The sequence below is a fragment of the Alkalimonas amylolytica genome, assembly GCF_900107845.1.
Classification (GTDB): domain Bacteria; phylum Pseudomonadota; class Gammaproteobacteria; order Enterobacterales; family Alteromonadaceae; genus Alkalimonas; species Alkalimonas amylolytica.
Genome location: NZ_FNRM01000003.1, coordinates 444,389 through 460,864 on the forward strand (window position 1 = coordinate 444,389; position 16,476 = coordinate 460,864).

At 49.5% G+C, this 16,476-nt stretch carries 18 protein-coding genes; 1 reads left to right on the forward strand and 17 read right to left on the reverse strand.

What is annotated here, in order from left to right:
• The first annotated feature begins 4 nt into the window (after positions 1–4).
• Positions 5–304, forward strand: a complete 300-nt coding sequence (locus BLW37_RS08345; RefSeq protein ID WP_091341795.1) for an EscU/YscU/HrcU family type III secretion system export apparatus switch protein — start codon at positions 5–7, stop codon at positions 302–304.
• On the opposite strand, the gene BLW37_RS08350 is transcribed toward BLW37_RS08345, so the two are convergent.
• From BLW37_RS08350 to fliQ, 17 genes are all read right to left on the reverse strand, one after another.
• Positions 301–726, reverse strand: coding sequence for a DUF2802 domain-containing protein (locus BLW37_RS08350; protein ID WP_091341797.1), 426 nt, complete (start codon positions 724–726; stop codon positions 301–303). The genes BLW37_RS08345 and BLW37_RS08350 overlap by 4 nt on opposite strands.
• 12 nt (positions 727–738) lie before the next feature.
• A complete protein-coding gene (locus BLW37_RS08355; protein ID WP_091341799.1) occupies positions 739–1,233 on the reverse strand; it encodes a chemotaxis protein CheW in 495 nt (164 codons plus the stop codon).
• A 41-nt stretch (positions 1,234–1,274) separates the two neighbouring features.
• Entirely contained in the window at positions 1,275–2,021 is a 747-nt protein-coding gene (locus BLW37_RS08360; protein ID WP_091341801.1) for a chemotaxis protein CheW, read from the reverse strand.
• Positions 2,014–2,802: a ParA family protein gene (locus BLW37_RS08365; protein ID WP_091341802.1), complete on the reverse strand. Its 789-nt coding sequence runs from the start codon at positions 2,800–2,802 to the stop codon at positions 2,014–2,016. The genes BLW37_RS08360 and BLW37_RS08365 overlap by 8 nt, the downstream gene beginning before the upstream one ends.
• Before the next feature lies 1 nt (position 2,803).
• Positions 2,804–3,790 (reverse strand): flagellar motor protein MotB, encoded by a 987-nt coding sequence (locus BLW37_RS08370; protein ID WP_091341804.1) that lies wholly within the window; start codon positions 3,788–3,790, stop codon positions 2,804–2,806.
• Between the two features lie 8 nt (positions 3,791–3,798).
• Positions 3,799–4,542: a flagellar motor protein gene (locus BLW37_RS08375; protein WP_091341806.1), complete on the reverse strand. Its 744-nt coding sequence runs from the start codon at positions 4,540–4,542 to the stop codon at positions 3,799–3,801.
• Positions 4,535–5,650, reverse strand: a complete 1,116-nt coding sequence (locus BLW37_RS08380; protein WP_091341807.1) for a protein-glutamate methylesterase/protein-glutamine glutaminase — start codon at positions 5,648–5,650, stop codon at positions 4,535–4,537. Before BLW37_RS08380 ends, BLW37_RS08375 begins: the two co-directional genes overlap by 8 nt.
• A 12-nt stretch (positions 5,651–5,662) precedes the next feature.
• Positions 5,663–7,834 (reverse strand): chemotaxis protein CheA, encoded by a 2,172-nt coding sequence (locus tag BLW37_RS08385; RefSeq protein ID WP_091341809.1) that lies wholly within the window; start codon positions 7,832–7,834, stop codon positions 5,663–5,665.
• 13 nt (positions 7,835–7,847) lie between these two features.
• On the reverse strand, positions 7,848–8,609 hold the full coding sequence (locus BLW37_RS08390; protein ID WP_091341810.1) for a protein phosphatase CheZ: 762 nt from the start codon (positions 8,607–8,609) through the stop codon (positions 7,848–7,850).
• A 26-nt stretch (positions 8,610–8,635) separates the two neighbouring features.
• Entirely contained in the window at positions 8,636–9,019 is a 384-nt protein-coding gene (gene cheY / locus BLW37_RS08395; protein WP_091341812.1) for a chemotaxis response regulator CheY, read from the reverse strand.
• A 50-nt stretch (positions 9,020–9,069) separates the two neighbouring features.
• A complete protein-coding gene (locus tag BLW37_RS08400; protein WP_091341814.1) occupies positions 9,070–9,789 on the reverse strand; it encodes an RNA polymerase sigma factor FliA in 720 nt (239 codons plus the stop codon).
• Complete coding sequence (locus BLW37_RS08405) at positions 9,786–10,670, reverse strand: MinD/ParA family protein (protein ID WP_091341816.1); 885 nt, start codon at positions 10,668–10,670, stop codon at positions 9,786–9,788. The genes BLW37_RS08400 and BLW37_RS08405 overlap by 4 nt, the downstream gene beginning before the upstream one ends.
• Positions 10,663–12,060: a flagellar biosynthesis GTPase FlhF gene (flhF, locus tag BLW37_RS08410; RefSeq protein WP_091341817.1), complete on the reverse strand. Its 1,398-nt coding sequence runs from the start codon at positions 12,058–12,060 to the stop codon at positions 10,663–10,665. The genes BLW37_RS08405 and flhF overlap by 8 nt, the downstream gene beginning before the upstream one ends.
• A 10-nt stretch (positions 12,061–12,070) precedes the next feature.
• Positions 12,071–14,173, reverse strand: coding sequence for a flagellar biosynthesis protein FlhA (gene flhA / locus BLW37_RS08415; protein WP_091341819.1), 2,103 nt, complete (start codon positions 14,171–14,173; stop codon positions 12,071–12,073).
• A 100-nt stretch (positions 14,174–14,273) separates the two neighbouring features.
• Entirely contained in the window at positions 14,274–15,410 is a 1,137-nt protein-coding gene (flhB, locus tag BLW37_RS08420) for a flagellar biosynthesis protein FlhB (protein ID WP_091341820.1), read from the reverse strand.
• A 9-nt stretch (positions 15,411–15,419) separates the two neighbouring features.
• Positions 15,420–16,193: a flagellar biosynthetic protein FliR gene (fliR, locus tag BLW37_RS08425; RefSeq protein ID WP_091341822.1), complete on the reverse strand. Its 774-nt coding sequence runs from the start codon at positions 16,191–16,193 to the stop codon at positions 15,420–15,422.
• Between the two features lie 12 nt (positions 16,194–16,205).
• A complete protein-coding gene (fliQ, locus tag BLW37_RS08430; protein ID WP_091341823.1) occupies positions 16,206–16,475 on the reverse strand; it encodes a flagellar biosynthesis protein FliQ in 270 nt (89 codons plus the stop codon).
• Position 16,476: the final 1 nt, after the last annotated feature.

The following is a 16,476-nucleotide window of genomic DNA, read 5'->3' on the forward strand; positions in this document are numbered from 1 at the left end:
TCTGATGAAAAAGCCAAAGTCAGCTACCGCGCTTAAATACGACGGCAAATCCGCTCCGAAAGTGGTTGCCAAAGGTCATGGGGAACTGGCGGAAGATATCCTTAGCATTGCCAAAGAACATGGCATTCTGGTGCATGAAGATGAAGAGCTCAGTAAGCTGTTAACTGGTCTTGAACTCGGCGAGAGTATACCGACTGAGTTGTATCTGATTATTGCTGAGTTGATTGCCTTTTCGTACGTACTGCAAGGCAAATTTCCCGACAAATGGCACAACATTCATCAGCGCATCGATTTAAAAACCTAGGATTTTTGCTGGTGTAAATTAAACAGCAGCTCAGCTTCCGCCCTTGGCAGCTCACACTCGCGCATTATTTCTTCCAAATCCGCACCTAACTGCACCATTTTCATGGCCCGGCTGTAAATTTTAGACTCGGGTTCAATCAACTGCACCGCCTGCAGTTGCTCCGCTTGCTCTGTCAGCAGTTGCTGCTGACTTTGCAGTTGAGACTCAAGCTCAAGCACACGCTGGCCAACACCAATCACACCTGAGCGAAGCTCCGCAAGCTCCGCCCTGAGAAGGCGAAGCTCTTGCTGATTATCGTCCGTACTGTCTTGCTGCAACAAGCGCTGATCTGAGCGGGCAAGCAGCTCAGAGCTGTGCTGCAGACTGCGCCACAGCAACCAGGCAACCAGCAGGCTTAATGCAAACAGCCACCCAATCAGCATGCTGCTATCCTACTACAGAGAGCTGATTTCATCCCACTCTTCATCCGTCAGAAGCTTGTTTAAATCCACCAAAATCAGCAACTCGCCATCCCGATTGGTAACGCCCTGAATAAACTTGGCGCTTTCATCATTACCCACATTGGGTGCCGTATCAATTTCAGAAGCTTTCAAATAGACCACTTCAGCCACGCTATCGACCAAAATGCCTATCACCTGCTTATCCGCTTCAATAATCACAATACGGGTGTTATCAGTCACTTCAGCGCCATTTAAGCCAAAACGCGTTCGGGTATCAATGACCGTGACGACATTACCACGCAGATTTATGATGCCCATCACGTAATCCGGAGAGCCAGGCACAGGCGCAATTTCGGTATAGCGCAATACTTCTTGCACCTGCATCACATTGATGCCATAAGTCTCATCCTGCAACTTAAAGGTGACCCATTGCAGGACCTCATCACCCTTGTCACTGTTTTTTGCGCTCTGATTCGCTACATTGCTCATTCCAGCTCCTCATCAACGGCTACCAGGCCGTTGTATTTAGCTTAGTGCTCACTGCTTTGACCTTGCTTAAGCATGTTAATCAAAGCATCCACATCCAGTAAAGCACACATGTGTTGTTTTATCAGCCCGGCAAGCCAAGGCCTTTTCCCTGTTGACTCTCGCCACTTTACCTCATCCTGCGATAAAGTCACTGTGTTGACCAATTTATCACAAGCCAAGCCCCAAGCAGTATTGCTTAACATTATAACATACTGATACTGATGCGATTCAGCTTGCTGCCTATCAAATTTTTCTGGCATCACCCAAAGACCAGTATCCACCACATTGATTTTCTGTTCCCGCTGCAACATCACACCTTTAAACCAGGCTGGCTTGCCAGGCATGGTGTTGATCGCCGTTAATTTATGGATCCCACCTAGCTCCTTTAATGGCAGCGCGACGGTAAGACCTGCCACACTAAAAAACAATGCCTGAAAGTCACCCTTGCGGTAGGCCTTATCCGAGCGAACACTATCCGCTGTAAACCCAGGTTGTGATTTGCGGCTAACGACAGCTTGTTCTAATTCAGTACTATCAAGTTTTGGCGGTGCCAGCGGCTTCGTTTCTTTCGCAACGACAGGAGCAGGCTCTGCTGCAACCTTGGTGGTCGTCACTTTCGCCAATAAAGACTCGAGCTTCTTTTTAACCTCTGGCTCTTCCCGGACAACCGCAGGCTGAATTTCATCATCGGTCAGTAAGGCGCTCAGATAATGCTGCATCACCTTCTGACTGCTGTATCGATCAGACATGGCCGCTCTCCGCAGGCAACTGCAGCAGATAACTTAGTAACGTATTGTAGGCAAAGACACCTCGCGAGCGTGGGGCAAACACAGGTGGTGGTGTTTGTGCCAGACTGGCGTCACGAAACTTGGTATCGACCGGCACAACAGCCGACCAGACTTTATCCTGGTACTTGGCTTTTAGCTCCTTATAGGCTTCAAGCGATGCTTTGGTACGCTTATCGTACATGGTTGGAATAATGGTAAAACTATAATCTTTTTGCTGCGACTGACGCATCAAGCCCATGGTCGCAATCATTCGCTCCAGCCCTTTTATCGCCAAAAACTCCGTTTGCACCGGGATTAAGACCCGATCACTGGCAGCTAAAGCATTGACCATCAATACGCCCATCACAGGCGGACAATCCAACAGGATGTAATCGTAATCTTTACTTAACTTACTTAAGCCCTTTCTTAAGATTAAACCCATGCCGTTTTTATTGCCCAGGGAGCGGTCAAGCGTCGCCAGTGCCATCGATGAAGGTAATATGTCCAGATTATCTACACCACTGGGACAGAGCGATTGCAAAATCTCTTCCCGGGTGATGTCTTTACCTCGCATAAAAATATCGTAAACACTGACCTCGAGCTCTTCGGCATCGATGCCAAAATAGTAGGTCATGGAAGCATGGGGATCGATATCAACCAACAATACCCGCTGGCCGCGCTCCGCCAACAAGGCTCCTAAAGTTACGGTGGTAGTGGTTTTACCAACGCCACCTTTCTGATTTGCTATTGTCCAAACAACCACATTAAGGTTCCTGCTGTTGAGGCGATGCCGGAGGTGGCTCTTCGTCGCGGGTAGTGATGCGAATACCGCCACCAGGCAAGCGAATCACCCGAATACTGCCATCCTCCTGCGTAATATTCTCCAGTTGCTGAATGACCTCAGCCGGTATTTCAGGCGGCGCTTCAGACATATCGATAGCCGCATCGTCTGCGCGATAACCATACTTTGAAATCGCGATCACCACACGTCGGTTTTCAGCCCGTCCGTCTGCAGTGGTATTATCCGCCGTCGGATAAAACTCACCATAGCCTTCAATCGCCATGCGTTGCGGTGCAACGGCCAAAGCCTCTAACAATCTCAATACGGATGTCGCACGGGCAACAGATAATTCCCAATTGGAGGCGAAAAGCTCATTGTTAATCGGCACATTATCAGTATAGCCACGAACCCGGATAAAGTTGTTGATGGGCACAATAATACCAGCGATTTCATCCAGTACGGCCTGCGCCGATAAAGTAGCTGTAGCGCTGCCACTAGGAAACAATAAACCACTGTTCAGTTCAATAGTCAGCCAGTTCTCATCCTGTTCCACTTTGGCCAAACCTTGCTCCATCAGATGCGCCAGAGCTTCATTTAACTCGGCTTCCAGCGAACTCAGTGGCGAACCTAGTAAGCGCTCGGTCACTTCGGATAAATCCGTTGCATCCGCCACCAAGTCAGGGCCTTTCGCCGGTTCCAGCGAAGCACCAAACAAATCAAAATCGCTTTGTGGGCCTGGCTCTGGCAACACAGAGGTCCCTTCCACCCCTGTGCCAGTGCGATCCGGCCGCTCAAAAATTTTGGTGAGCGTATCCGATAAAGCCCGATACTCTTCGTCCTTCACGATGGACATGGCATACAGCACCACAAAGAGGGCAAACATCAATGTCATGTAATCGGCATAGGAAACCAACCAGCGATCCAGCTCTTCGCCTTCAACTTTCTGGTGTTTGTTCTTATGCCGGTACATGCTGCTAGCTACCCCGCACGATAGGCGTTGAGTTTGCGTTCAATGGTGCGCGGGTTTTCACCATGCGCAATCGAAATGAGCCCTTCGATGATCATTTCATGATGCAAGGTGTGTTGATGCACCAGGTTTTTTAGTTTATTACCAACCGGTATAAAAATCAGGTTGGCAAAGCCAACACCGTAAATGGTAGCCACAAAGGCTGTGGCAATCCCAAGGCCAAGCATTTCGGGATCGGTAATATTCGCCATCGCCTGAATTAAGCCTAGTACTGCGCCAACAATACCAATGGTCGGGCTATAACCACCCATCGCTTCAAAAATCTTAGCACCACGCAGGAGTCGCTCACGCTCCAACGTCAGTTCGGCATCCAGCGTATCCTGCAACACCTTTGGATCCACGCCATCCACCAGCAGATTTAAACCGCGATGAACAAAGGGGTCGTCTTCTTCCAAAGCGGTGTTTTCCAACGCCAGGAAACCACTGGCTCGAGCCGCATTGCTCCACTCAATCATTCGATCAACCATGCTGTTGGTCGGCAAGCTATGTCCCCGAACCACCCAAGGCAGTATCTGCAAGCCCAGCTTGAACTGGGAGAAGGGCGTTTGTACCATTACAGCACCTAGCGTGCCACCCACCACAATAATAAAAGCTGGCAGGTGCAATAAGGTGAAAATCGACCCACCTTCCAGAGCAAAGCCACCCACCACACCGACGATGGCGACAAAAAAACCAATCAGCGCAAGTTTATCCATGCATCACTTCAGCTATAAGTTTGCTGGCTGTATCTGCCAAGCTGACTTCGGCATCCATTAATCCGGCAGCCGCAACAGCCTGAGGCATACCATAGACGACACAGCTGGCCTCATCCTGAGCCCAAATACGAGAACCATATTGTTTTAATAAACGGGCGCCTTCACGTCCATCCGAGCCCATACCGGTTAAAATGACAGCTAACACCTGATCTCTGTACACTCTGGCAGCGCTGCCGAAAGTTATGTCCACACTGGGTTTGAAGGTAATGCGTGGCGAATCATCCTCTTTGATTCGAAGCCTTGCCTGATCAGCTTTACCTTCTATCAGCATTTGTTTTCCGCCGGGTGCCAAATAAGCCACACCAGGCTTGAGTACATCATTGTCTTCGGCTTCTTTGACAGAAATTTTAGCCAACCCATTCAAACGGGTAGCAAAAGCACCGGTAAAAGCAGCTGGCATATGCTGAATTAACACGATCGGAAGAGGGAAGTTAGCAGGTAATTCGGTAATAATTTTTTGCAAAGCAACAGGGCCGCCGGTCGAGGTCCCAATCGCAAGTAATTTATAGTCCTTGCCACTGGCTTTGAAAGGTGCTGAAGTTGCAGGCCGGCTTACCGGCGAAGTGTCCTTTAAGCGCTCGGCTAATTTAGGCCGTTCAAAACCACTTCGAGTTAAAGCCGGACGTGCAGTCGCCACAGGACGACCCGGTAAGCGACGGGCAACAGCTTTCACCCGCTGACGGAGCAGTGCAATAGCATCGTCTTTATCTCTGGCTATGTCTTCAAACTTTTTTGGTAAAAAGTCTACTGCCCCCGCATCCAATGCATCCAATGTGGCTTTAGCACCTTCGTGAGTCAACGAAGAAAACATCAGAATTGGGATCCGCTGTTGCTTCATAATTTCACGAACAGCGGTGATACCATCCATCACCGGCATTTCGATGTCCATGGTGATGACATCAGGCTTGAGCGCTATCGCCTTTTCAACTGCTTGCTGGCCATTATTTGCGGTATCAATAACGTCCAGCTCAGCATCGGCATTTAGGATTTCGGTTAAGCGGCGACGAAAAAAGCTGGAATCATCTACCACCAGAACTTTTATAGCCATTGAATACTCGCTTTAGCTTGCAGTTTTAGCAAATCGCTCAAGTTTTATTTTCGACTTTCTGGCGTAATGTTTGAGTAAGCTCGGGACATCCAGAATAAGTGCAATGCCACCATCGGATGTAATAGTTGCCCCAGCCATGCCGGGTGTACCTTGCAACAAGTTATCCAGCGGCTTAATAACAACTTCTTCCTGACCTATCAGCGAATCAACAACAAAGCCTATTTTTTGCGTACCTAATTGCAAAATTACAACATGGCCTTGCTCACGTCGCACTGTTTTGCTGGATCCTTTCACCAGCCAATGTTCGAGATAAAACAATGGAATGGCTTTATCACGTACGATGATGGTCAACTGGCCATCGACATTATTGGTTTTTGCCAGGTCAAGCTGCACAATTTCATCAATGGTACCAAGCGGTAAGGCGAACGTCTGTTTACCAACGACCACCATCAGTGTTGGTAAAATCGCCAGAGTTAGCGGTACTTTAATTTCAAGTAAGGTGCCTTTACCGAGCTGGGAGTTGATATGCACACTGCCATTGAGCTGGGTGATTTTGGTTTTCACCACATCCATGCCAACACCGCGACCGGAAATATCCGAGATTTGCTCTTTGGTCGAAAAACCCGGTGCAAAAATGAGGTTGAACGCCTCAGTATCGGACATGCGAGCAGCCGCATCTACATCCAGAATACCGCGCTTGATAGCAATGCCTTTTAATTTTTCTGGGTCCATCCCTGCCCCATCATCCTCGATGGTCAGCAAAATATGATCACCCGCTTGCTCCGCCGCCAGTTTGACTTTCCCTGTGCGATCTTTGCCTGCAGCTTGGCGCACATCAGGCATCTCAATGCCATGATCTACCGAATTACGCACCAAATGCACCAAAGGATCCGCTAAGGCCTCTACCAGGTTTTTATCCAGATCAGTCTCTTCGCCTTCAAGTTCCAGCGTAATATCTTTCTTTAATGACCGAGCCAGATCGCGAACGACCCGGGGGAAGCGGCCAAACACCTTTTTAATGGGTTGCATCCGGGTTTTCATCACTGCACCCTGGATATCGGCCGTAACCACATCGAGGTTGGCGATGGCCTTACCCATCTCCTCATCTTTGGTGCTGGTCGCCAGGCTCACCAAGCGGTTGCGGACCAATACCAGCTCACCCACCATATTCATAATTTCATCAAGACGCTTGGTATCCACCCGCACCGTGGTTTCAGGCTGAGCTGCTGGCGGCGCAGCGGGAGCGGCAGTTGCTGGTTTAGTTGCTGCAGGAGCTACGGCGCTTGAAGCTGGCGCCGTTGCAGCTTGTTCAGGTACCTTAGGAGCAGGCTTGCGCTCAACCGGTGCACTTGCTTGTGCTGCTGGCTGAGGCGATTTACCTTTACCATGCAATTCATCCAACAAAGACTCAAATTCATCGTCGGTGATTTCATCGTCTTTTGCCTGAGAAGCCGCTGCAGCAGGCTTAGCTGGCGCAGTGGCGGCAGGTTTGGAGGCAGCCGCAGGTGTTTCTGCCTCCGCCCTGAAGCTGCCTTTGCCATGCAATTGATCTAAAATAGCTTCGAACTCTTCATCGGTCATATCACCTTGCAAGTCCGGGTCAACCATAGACTGGCTTGGTGCACTGCTTTGGCCAGGCGCTTTACCGCCGTGCAGCTCATCCAGCAAGCGTTCGAATTCATCTTCATCAATGTCATCAATGCTATCAGAAGTATCCGTTGCAGATGCAACTGGCTCGGGCTCTGGTGCAGCTGTAGCAGCAACAGGAGCAACCACTGGCGCACTGCTGCCGTCATCCGGCTCACTAAGCCGATGCAAGGCATCAAGCAGTGCCGGATCGGCCGGAGTCAAAGGTTGCCGGTTTTGCACCTCTACAAACATCGCATTCACAGTATCTAACGACTGCAGAATAACATCCATTAGCTCAGGTGTGACCTGACGCTTGCCAGTACGAAGGATGTCAAAGACGTTTTCTGCGCCGTGGCAGGCATCCACTAATTCGGTCAGCGATAGGAAACCAGCACCCCCTTTGACGGTATGAAAACCTCTGAAGATCGCATTAAGCAAATTAGAGTCTTCAGGGTTGTTTTCCAACTCAACCAGTTGCTCTTGCAACAGCTCCAGGATTTCCCCGGCTTCCACCAGAAAGTCCTGTAGAATGTCTTCATCCATATCAAAGCTCATGCTTGGCCACCTCTTAAAACCCTAAACTCGACAAAAGATCATCCACGTCATCCTGCCCAGTAACCACATCATCACGACCTTCGGCATCGATGATTGGGCCTTCGGCTTCTGCAGCCGCTTTCGGTTTCTTCACTTTTGGTGGTTTGGATGTGTCTGGCAGTAAATCCGGGTTGCTTTCTCCAAAGGCAGTCAGCAAGCCAATCAGACTATCTTCAACTTCACGGACCAACTCAATCACCCGCCGCAGAATTTGCCCGGTGAGATCCTGATAGTCCTGTGCCATCAGCACTTCAGTTAATAAGCTATTTAAAGTGCCAGCATCAGCATTGGCCTGATCGAGAAAGCCATTCAGATTGTGACACAGAGATTTAAACTCACCGACTTTTAAATCACGAGTCATTAAACGCTGCCAGTCCGGTAATATACTTTGCAGGTTTTGACCCAATTGGTCGGCTATGGGCAAACAGGACTCCACCGCATCCATGGTTTTATTCGCAGCCTGTTCGGTCATGTCAATCACGTGATTCAAACGCTTTTTAGCATCTGGAATATCTTCTTCCAGTAAGTTATTGAGCGATGGATCCAGTTGGAAGTTCTTCAGCGAATCATGCAGTTGACGAGTCAGCTTCCCGACTTCAGAAAAAAGCTCTGCGGAGCCTGGTACGGCAATCTGCTGTACCAGTTGATTAGCCGCTTCATTTTCACCCATCTCAAGTAACTGAACCAGCTCTTTGGCCTGCTCCAATGAAATGGATGGTGCTGTGAGTGCGGACATTGCATTACTCCCTTGTCTGCGTCAGATTATCCAATCCTTTCAAACACTTTGGATAACTTTTCTTGCAAGGTTGCTGCAGTAAACGGCTTGACAATATAGCCATTTACACCGGCCTGAGCCGCGGCAATGATTTGTTCTTTCTTGGCTTCTGCAGTTACCATCAGCACTGGAATGTGCTTTAACTTATCATCGGCACGTATTGCCCGAAGTAAGTCAATGCCCTGCATGCCAGGCATGTTCCAGTCGGTCACCACGAAGTCGAAATCACCGCTTTGCAGCATTGGTAATGCCGTGCTGCCGTCATCTGCTTCAGAAACATTGGTAAAACCAAGATCTCTAAGCAAGTTTTTAATAATTCGACGCATAGTGGAGAAATCATCTACCACCAGAATTTTCATGTTCTTATCCAAAATCCCCTCCGCTGAGAAAATCGTTATCGGACATGTTCAATAACTATTAATTACAACCAATCCTGCATTCTGGACTTTAAACGAACCAGCGCCTGACTATGGATTTGACTGACCCGGGACTCACTGACATTCAGTACGGCTCCGATCTCTTTCAAGTTTAGCTCATCATTGTAATACAGTGATAGTACTAATGCTTCCCGCTCGGGCAAATTGCTGATGGTCTCCATCAGACTGTGTTGAAACGCTGCATTCGCCTGCGTTTCATACAACTGATCGGTTTCCCGCTCATCGGCTGTTGCCAGTACATCGTCCGAAACGCCCAAATCCTCAATTCCCAGGATCCGGCCGCAACTAACATCACTCAGCATATGATGGTACTCATCTAAGGATATATCAAGTTTTTCAGCAACTTCTATATCTTTAACATCTCTGCCAAGCTCTGCTTCCAATTCCGCAATGGTCTCAGCGATTAAGCGGGCATTACGATGAACCGAGCGTGGTGTCCAGTCACCGCGGCGCATTTCGTCCAACATAGCACCACGAATGCGGATACCAGCAAAGGTTTCAAAACTAGCCCCTTTGCTACCATCAAAATTCTTCGCAGCTTCCATCAAGCCAATCATGCCGGACTGTATCAAGTCATCGACTTGTACACTGGCCGGCAGCCGTGCAAGCAAGTGGTAGGCAATGCGTTTAACCAGAGGGGCATGGCGCTCAATCAGTTGGTTTAATTGATCCGCTGCACCATAAGCAGACAATTTCGCATTCACGCTAAACCTCGCTGGGTTTTATCGGGTTGCTGGACCAATTGCTCTAGAAAAAACTCAAGATGACCAGAGGCACCCGCTGGGGCTGGCCATTTCACCACTTTCATGGCCAGAGACTTGACCGCCAGACTGGCTCCGGTTTTTGGAAAGGCTTCCACAAAAGCCCGCTGCTTTCGTGCGGCTTTACGGACATTTTCATCATAAGGAATGGTTGCCACTAACTCCAGGTTGACATCCAAAAAGCGATCGGTAACCCGGGTCAATTTGGCAAAGAGCTCCTGACCTTCGCGCAAACTACGCACCATATTGGCGATGATTTTAAAGCGTTGCACCTCGTGGTCGCGACTGAGTATTTTCATCAGGGCATAGGCATCGGTGATGGAGGAAGGTTCATCACACACCACCACCAGAACATCCTGTGATGCCCTGGAGAAGCTCATGACCATATCAGATATACCCGCAGCCGTATCAATCAGCAGGATATCAACCCGGGTTTTCATTTCACTGAAAGCACGAATTAAGCCCGCATGCTCTGCCGGGCTTAATTCGGTCATATTCTGTGAGCCTGATGTGGCAGGAATAATTTTGATGCCGGCTGGTCCTTCGATCAGAATATCATCCAGTTCTGCTTCACCGGAGAGCACATGCGACAAATTCTTGTGCACCCGAAGTCCCAGCATAACATCGCAGTTGGCTAAGCCTAAATCGGCATCCAACACCATAACGCGCTTGCCCAGCTGTGCCATGGCAATAGCAAGATTGAGTGAGACATTGGTCTTGCCAACGCCGCCTTTACCACCGGTAATTGCGATAACTTTGACCATGTTCGTTTTCATTGTCCTCAGACCTGCGGCCTGATCGTCGATGTGCTCATGACTATGCATAGGCCCCTTCCGCTCGGCGGCCAATGGAGGATTCCCATTGATAAGCCGTACTACTGTATGCGATGCGTAACTTTTCAGCTTGCGCTACGATGTCATCGGCCCGGGCAATACGAATATCCTCTGGTACGCGTTGACCATTGGTCAAATAGCATACCGGCAAGGCATTTTGTAGCGCAGCATTAATGACTTCACCTAAGCTTAAGCATTCATCAAGTTTGGTAAAAATACAACCTGATAAAGGAATTCGTTTGAAGTGCTCAACGCTCTCTTGCATCACCCTAGCCTGTGCTGTAGCAGACAATACCAAATAGCTCTTTATTTTTACAAGAGAATCCTGCACCAGAGCGGCAAGTTTTTCTGCCAGACGCAGATCGCGCTGACTCATTCCAGCCGTATCAATCAATACCAGGCTCCGATTGGCGAATTGTTTCAGCAATAAAGCCAACTCTTCACTGTCTTTGGCCTGACGCACCGGGCAACCGATAATGCGACCAAAAGTCGAGAGTTGATCCAAAGCACCAATGCGAAAAGTGTCGGTGGTAATTAAAGCTACCTGGTCCGGGCCGTGCTTACGGGCATACTGCGCAGCCAACTTAGCTACAGTGGTGGTTTTTCCAACCCCGGTTGGACCGACCAGAGCCACCACACCACCTTGACGCATAATATCATTATTACCTGTATTAAGCTGGCCAGCTAACAGTTCCAGGGCAGTTTCCCAGGCTTGACTTTCAGAAATATCTTCTGGCATAAAGCACGCCAGTTGATCGGCCATCGCTGACGATAACCCCATTTGTTTCATCTGCTCAATCACCAGAGCCCTGACCGGCTCAGCTCGGGCCAGCTCTTGCCACATCAAGCCGGAAACCTGGTGCTGAAGCAACTGCCGCATCGACAACATCTCATTACGCATGGCCGCAAACTCCGACTGCAATTGCTGCTGTTGCTTTTCCTGGAGCTGACTGAGCTCCTGTAAGTTGACAGAGTGCTGAGCGCCATTGTTTTGACGCTCAGTCCGGTTCTCCTGCCGCGCTGACTTGGCTGCAGGCGCCGCTTTCACCGAGTCTCCCTGACCACCTTGCTTGCTCATCTGCCGGGCTAACAAGGCACGCAGCGAATCGGCCTCGTCATCGACGGGCGGCTCAGTGCGCATTTTTTGCTGCAAAGCACTTTGACGAGCCGCCAGCGCAGAGACAGTAGCACTGCTGGTATCCATGGCTTTTTTAGGCGCTGCAGCCGCTGCCGGCTGGGCATCCGGATCGATAGCCGCGACAATTTCCACCCCACCAGCGACTTTTTTATTCGACATGATAATGGCGTCTGGACCCAGGAACTCTTTGACCTCATCCAGCGCAGCGCGCATATCTTTGGCAACAAAGCGTTTAATTTTCATCGGCTATCTCCTAATTGGCCTGGCCTACCACACTGACAATACGGATTTGTTTGTCATCCGGGATTTCCTGGTAGGACAGAACTCGTAACCCTGGTATGGTGTACTTCACAAATCGTGCCATCACAGAGCGTAAAATACTTGACGTTAGTAAAATGGCGGACTCGCCATTCAGTTCCTGATTCTGGCTGGCATCCTGCAACGATTGCTGGATACGTTCGGCCAGCCCCGGCTCAATGCCACCGCCATCATTACCAGCAGCCTGCATGGATTGATGCAGCATCTGCTCCAGCTCTGGCGCAAAGGTGATAACCGGCAGCTCTTGCTGGCTCCCTGCAATTTCCTGAACAATCAGCCGGCGCAGCGCAATGCGGCAAGCCGCGGTCAATACATCGACATCCTGACTTTTGGCTCCATACTCCACCAAGGTTTGCACCAGGGTTTTCATATCGCGAATTGGCACCCCTTCATTCAGCAGGTTTTGCAGTACTTTTACTACGGTCGTCAGAGGCAGGGTTTCTGGCACCAAGCCTTCAACCAGCTTGGGCGAAGTGCGGGCCAGCATATCCAGTAAGTTCTGTACTTCTTCGTGCCCCAGCAAGCTGGCAGCATTGTTGGTCAGAATTTGGCTCAGATGGGTGGCGACCACGGTAGCCGCATCAACCACGGTATACCCCAGGGTTTGCGCATGTTCGCGCTGATCTTTGGCAATCCAGACCGCCTCCAGGCCAAAGGCCGGATCCCGGGTAGCAATGCCTTTGACAGTGCCAAACACCTGACCAGGATTGATGGCCAGCTCATGATCATGCCGCAGTTCAGACTCACCAGTAGTGACCCCCATCAAAGACACCCGGTAACTGTTCGGCTCCAAATCAAGGTTGTCGCGAATATGTACCGCAGGGATCAGAAAGCCCAGTTCTTGTGATAGCTTTTTCCGTACGCCTTTAATACGGGTTAACAGCTCACCACCCTGCGACTTATCGACTAAGGGGATCAAGCGGTAGCCCACTTCCAACCCAATGGTATCGACCGGTTGCACATCATCCCAGCCAATCTCTTTCATGGGTTGTGTTTCCTGGCGACTATCTGGCTCTGGTCCCCGGGTCACCAGCTCAGCCACTTTTTGCTGCTCTTTGCGCTGCATGAAAAAGGCAACACCACCAATCAGCAGTGCCAATGAAATAAATGAAAAGTGTGGCATACCAGGCACAATCCCCATCAGTAACAGCACGCCAGCCGCAATAAAAAGCACCCGAATATTGGCCAGCTGACCGGTAAACTGTTTGCCCATATCTTCTGAGCGATTTTGACGGGTAATGATGATGGCTGTACCGATGGATAACAACAGTGCCGGGATTTGCGCTACCAGGCCATCACCAATGGTGAGTAGGGTATAAACCTCTACCGCTTGGCCAAAACTCAGGCCATGCTGAATCATACCGATAAAAAGACCACCAACCAGGTTAATGGCCAGGATCACAATGCCAGCAATGGCATCGCCTTTTACAAACTTACTGGCACCATCCATCGAACCATAGAAATCAGCTTCCTGCGTCACTTCATCTCGCCGAGCGCTGGCTTCTTCCTGCGTCAGTAGACCTGCATTCAAATCAGCATCGATGGCCATTTGTTTACCGGGCATTGCATCCAAGGTAAAGCGGGCGGTTACTTCAGCGATACGGCCGGCACCTTTTGTGATTACCACAAAGTTGATGATAATCAGGATCAAAAACACCACTAAACCAACCGCGTAGTTACCACCTATGACCACCGAGCCAAAAGCCTCAATCACTTTACCGGCCGCATCCCCCCCCTCGTGACCATCCAACAATACCACCCGGGTACTGGCCACGTTCAGAGCCAGTCGCATGATAGTAGCCACCAGCAATACGGTCGGGAAAATGCCAAAATCCAGTGGTCTCAAGGTATAAATGGTCACCAATAATACGACCAGAGCGAGCGCAATATTGAATGAAAACAACACATCCAGCAAAAAAGGCGGTAAAGGCAGCACCACCATCGACAGAGCAGCCATAATTAAAAATGGCGTGCCCAAACCTTTCAGGTGGCTCATCTTGGTGCGATCGAATCGATTGAAATAACTGGCTAACTGCATGCTTGTTCCAACAAAATTTTGGCGCTAGCAGGACAAAAGCAAAAATTGCTCCAACTTGTCGAGAAGTGATGAATCCTATGGATAATTGCCTGGAAAACAGTTAATCGTAATAGTAATCGCTGGGGATAGGCAGCTCTTTGCTCAGCTTTTGTGGCCGTTTGCCACGTCCCTTCACAAAAAGGTTCAACTGATAGACATAGGCCAGCACCTGAGCTACGGCGGAGAAAAGTGCATCCGGGATCGGGTGATCCAACTCAGTGGTGTAATAGATAGCACGTGCCAAGGCAGGTGATTCCACCAAAGGCACTTTGTGTTCTTTGGCAATTTTACGAATCTGCATGGCAATCATATCGATGCCTTTGGCGACCACCACAGGTGCCCTATCCCGACCTTGCTTGTAACGCAGTGCCACTGAGTAGTGGGTTGGGTTGGTTACAATCACATCGGCTGAAGGCACCTCCTGCATCATCCGCTTCATCGACATCTGCATCTGGGTACGGCGGATCCGCGCTTTAACTCTGGGATCACCTTCCATGTTTTTGTGCTCGTCTTTTACCTCCTGCAGCGTCATCATCAGCTCTTTATTGTGTTTCCAGGCCTGATAAGGCGCATCCACCAGGGCGATGATAATCACGCTGCAGCACAAGCCAAAGAACATCCAACCAAGGATCCACAGCGCATCCTCAATGTTGTTTGGTGCACTCATGACCGACAAGGTCATAATGTCCCGGAAAAACAAGCTGAGCAGACCAATCGCCATCCCCATAACCACCAGCACCTTTAAAATGCTTTTACCCAGCTGTACCAGCGCCTGCAATCCAAACATTCGCTTAAAACCATTCAGCGGATTCATTTTACTGGCTTTTGGACCAGCGGCCTCCCAGCTAAAGTTAAAGCCGCCCAGTAAGCAATTACCAATAAAAGCAGCCACCAGCACAAAAGCGAAAATAAACAACATAGGCGGAAGTAATAGCTGCATAATTTCGCCCCAGGCTGAGAACATCGACTGAGTGTCAAACACATCTTTCGGCTGCAAATTAAATAAGCGCTTACCAATTAACATGATACGTCCAGCAAGCATGGGTCCAAATAGCAGCAAGGCAGTAGCACTGCTGATTAAAACAAAAGCAGTACCTAAGTCTTGCGAACGAGCGATTTGGCCTTTCTTGCGGGCATCGGCAATTTTTTTGGGGGTGGGTTGTTCGGTCTTTTCACCGCCACTTGAGCTTTCAGCCATGCATGCTCCTTAACAGCCAATGACGCGGCAGGTGTAATCCAGTGTCAATTGCCACTGAATATCGTAATGAATGAGGAAAGTATCCATCGTTAGCCAGAGGATCAGTAAGCCGGATAACATGGTAATGGGGAAGCCGATGGCAAAGATATTCAGCTGAGGCGCTGCCCGTGTCATGATGCCAAATGACAGATTCACCACCAACATGGCAATGATCGGTGCCAAGGTAATGGATAAAGCCGTAGCAAACATCCAGCCGGCAAACTCAATAATCGGCCAGATTTGCAAGCGCGACCACCAGGCATCAACAATTGGCAGCGTATCGAAACTCATCACCAGCATTTGAATGGTGATAAGATGGCCATCAAAAATAAAAAACAGCAAGGTCGCCAGGATCAAATAAAACTGACCAATGGCCGGCACGCTGATCCCACTGGCTGGATCCACCATAGACGCAAACGCCAAACCACTTTGGGTCGCCAGCACCTGACCTGCAACCACAAAGGTATTGATAAAAATTAATGTCATAAAGCCTATGGCAAACCCTATCGTGACCTGCTGCATCACCTGCAGTACCATCTGAAACGACATCAGCTCCGGGTTAGGTACCGGCGGGATCACTGGCATAATCATGAACGTTAAAGAGACAATCAGCAGTACGCGAATACGCATCGGTACGTTACGGGTACCTAAACCAGCCATAATCATGAACACACCGCTTACCCTGGCCATGGGCAGCAAAAAATCTGCCAGAGTTTGCATGATGAGGTTTAGGTGAAATTCCATAACCGCCCTCGCTCAACCAACCACGGATGGAATACTGAGGATTAAACCTTCGGTAAAGTCCATGATCACTCGGGTCAACCAGTGGCCACCAAAAATCAATGCCAGTATGGTGACAATCAAACGCGGTAAAAAGCTTAAGGTTTGCTCGTTGATGGAGGTGGCGGCTTGAAAAACCGCCACAATCAAACCAACAAACAAGGATGGCAAAATAATGGCGCTCACCAGCAAGATCACAATGTAAAGTGCATCACGTAACACATCAACGAAGACTTCTGGGCTCATG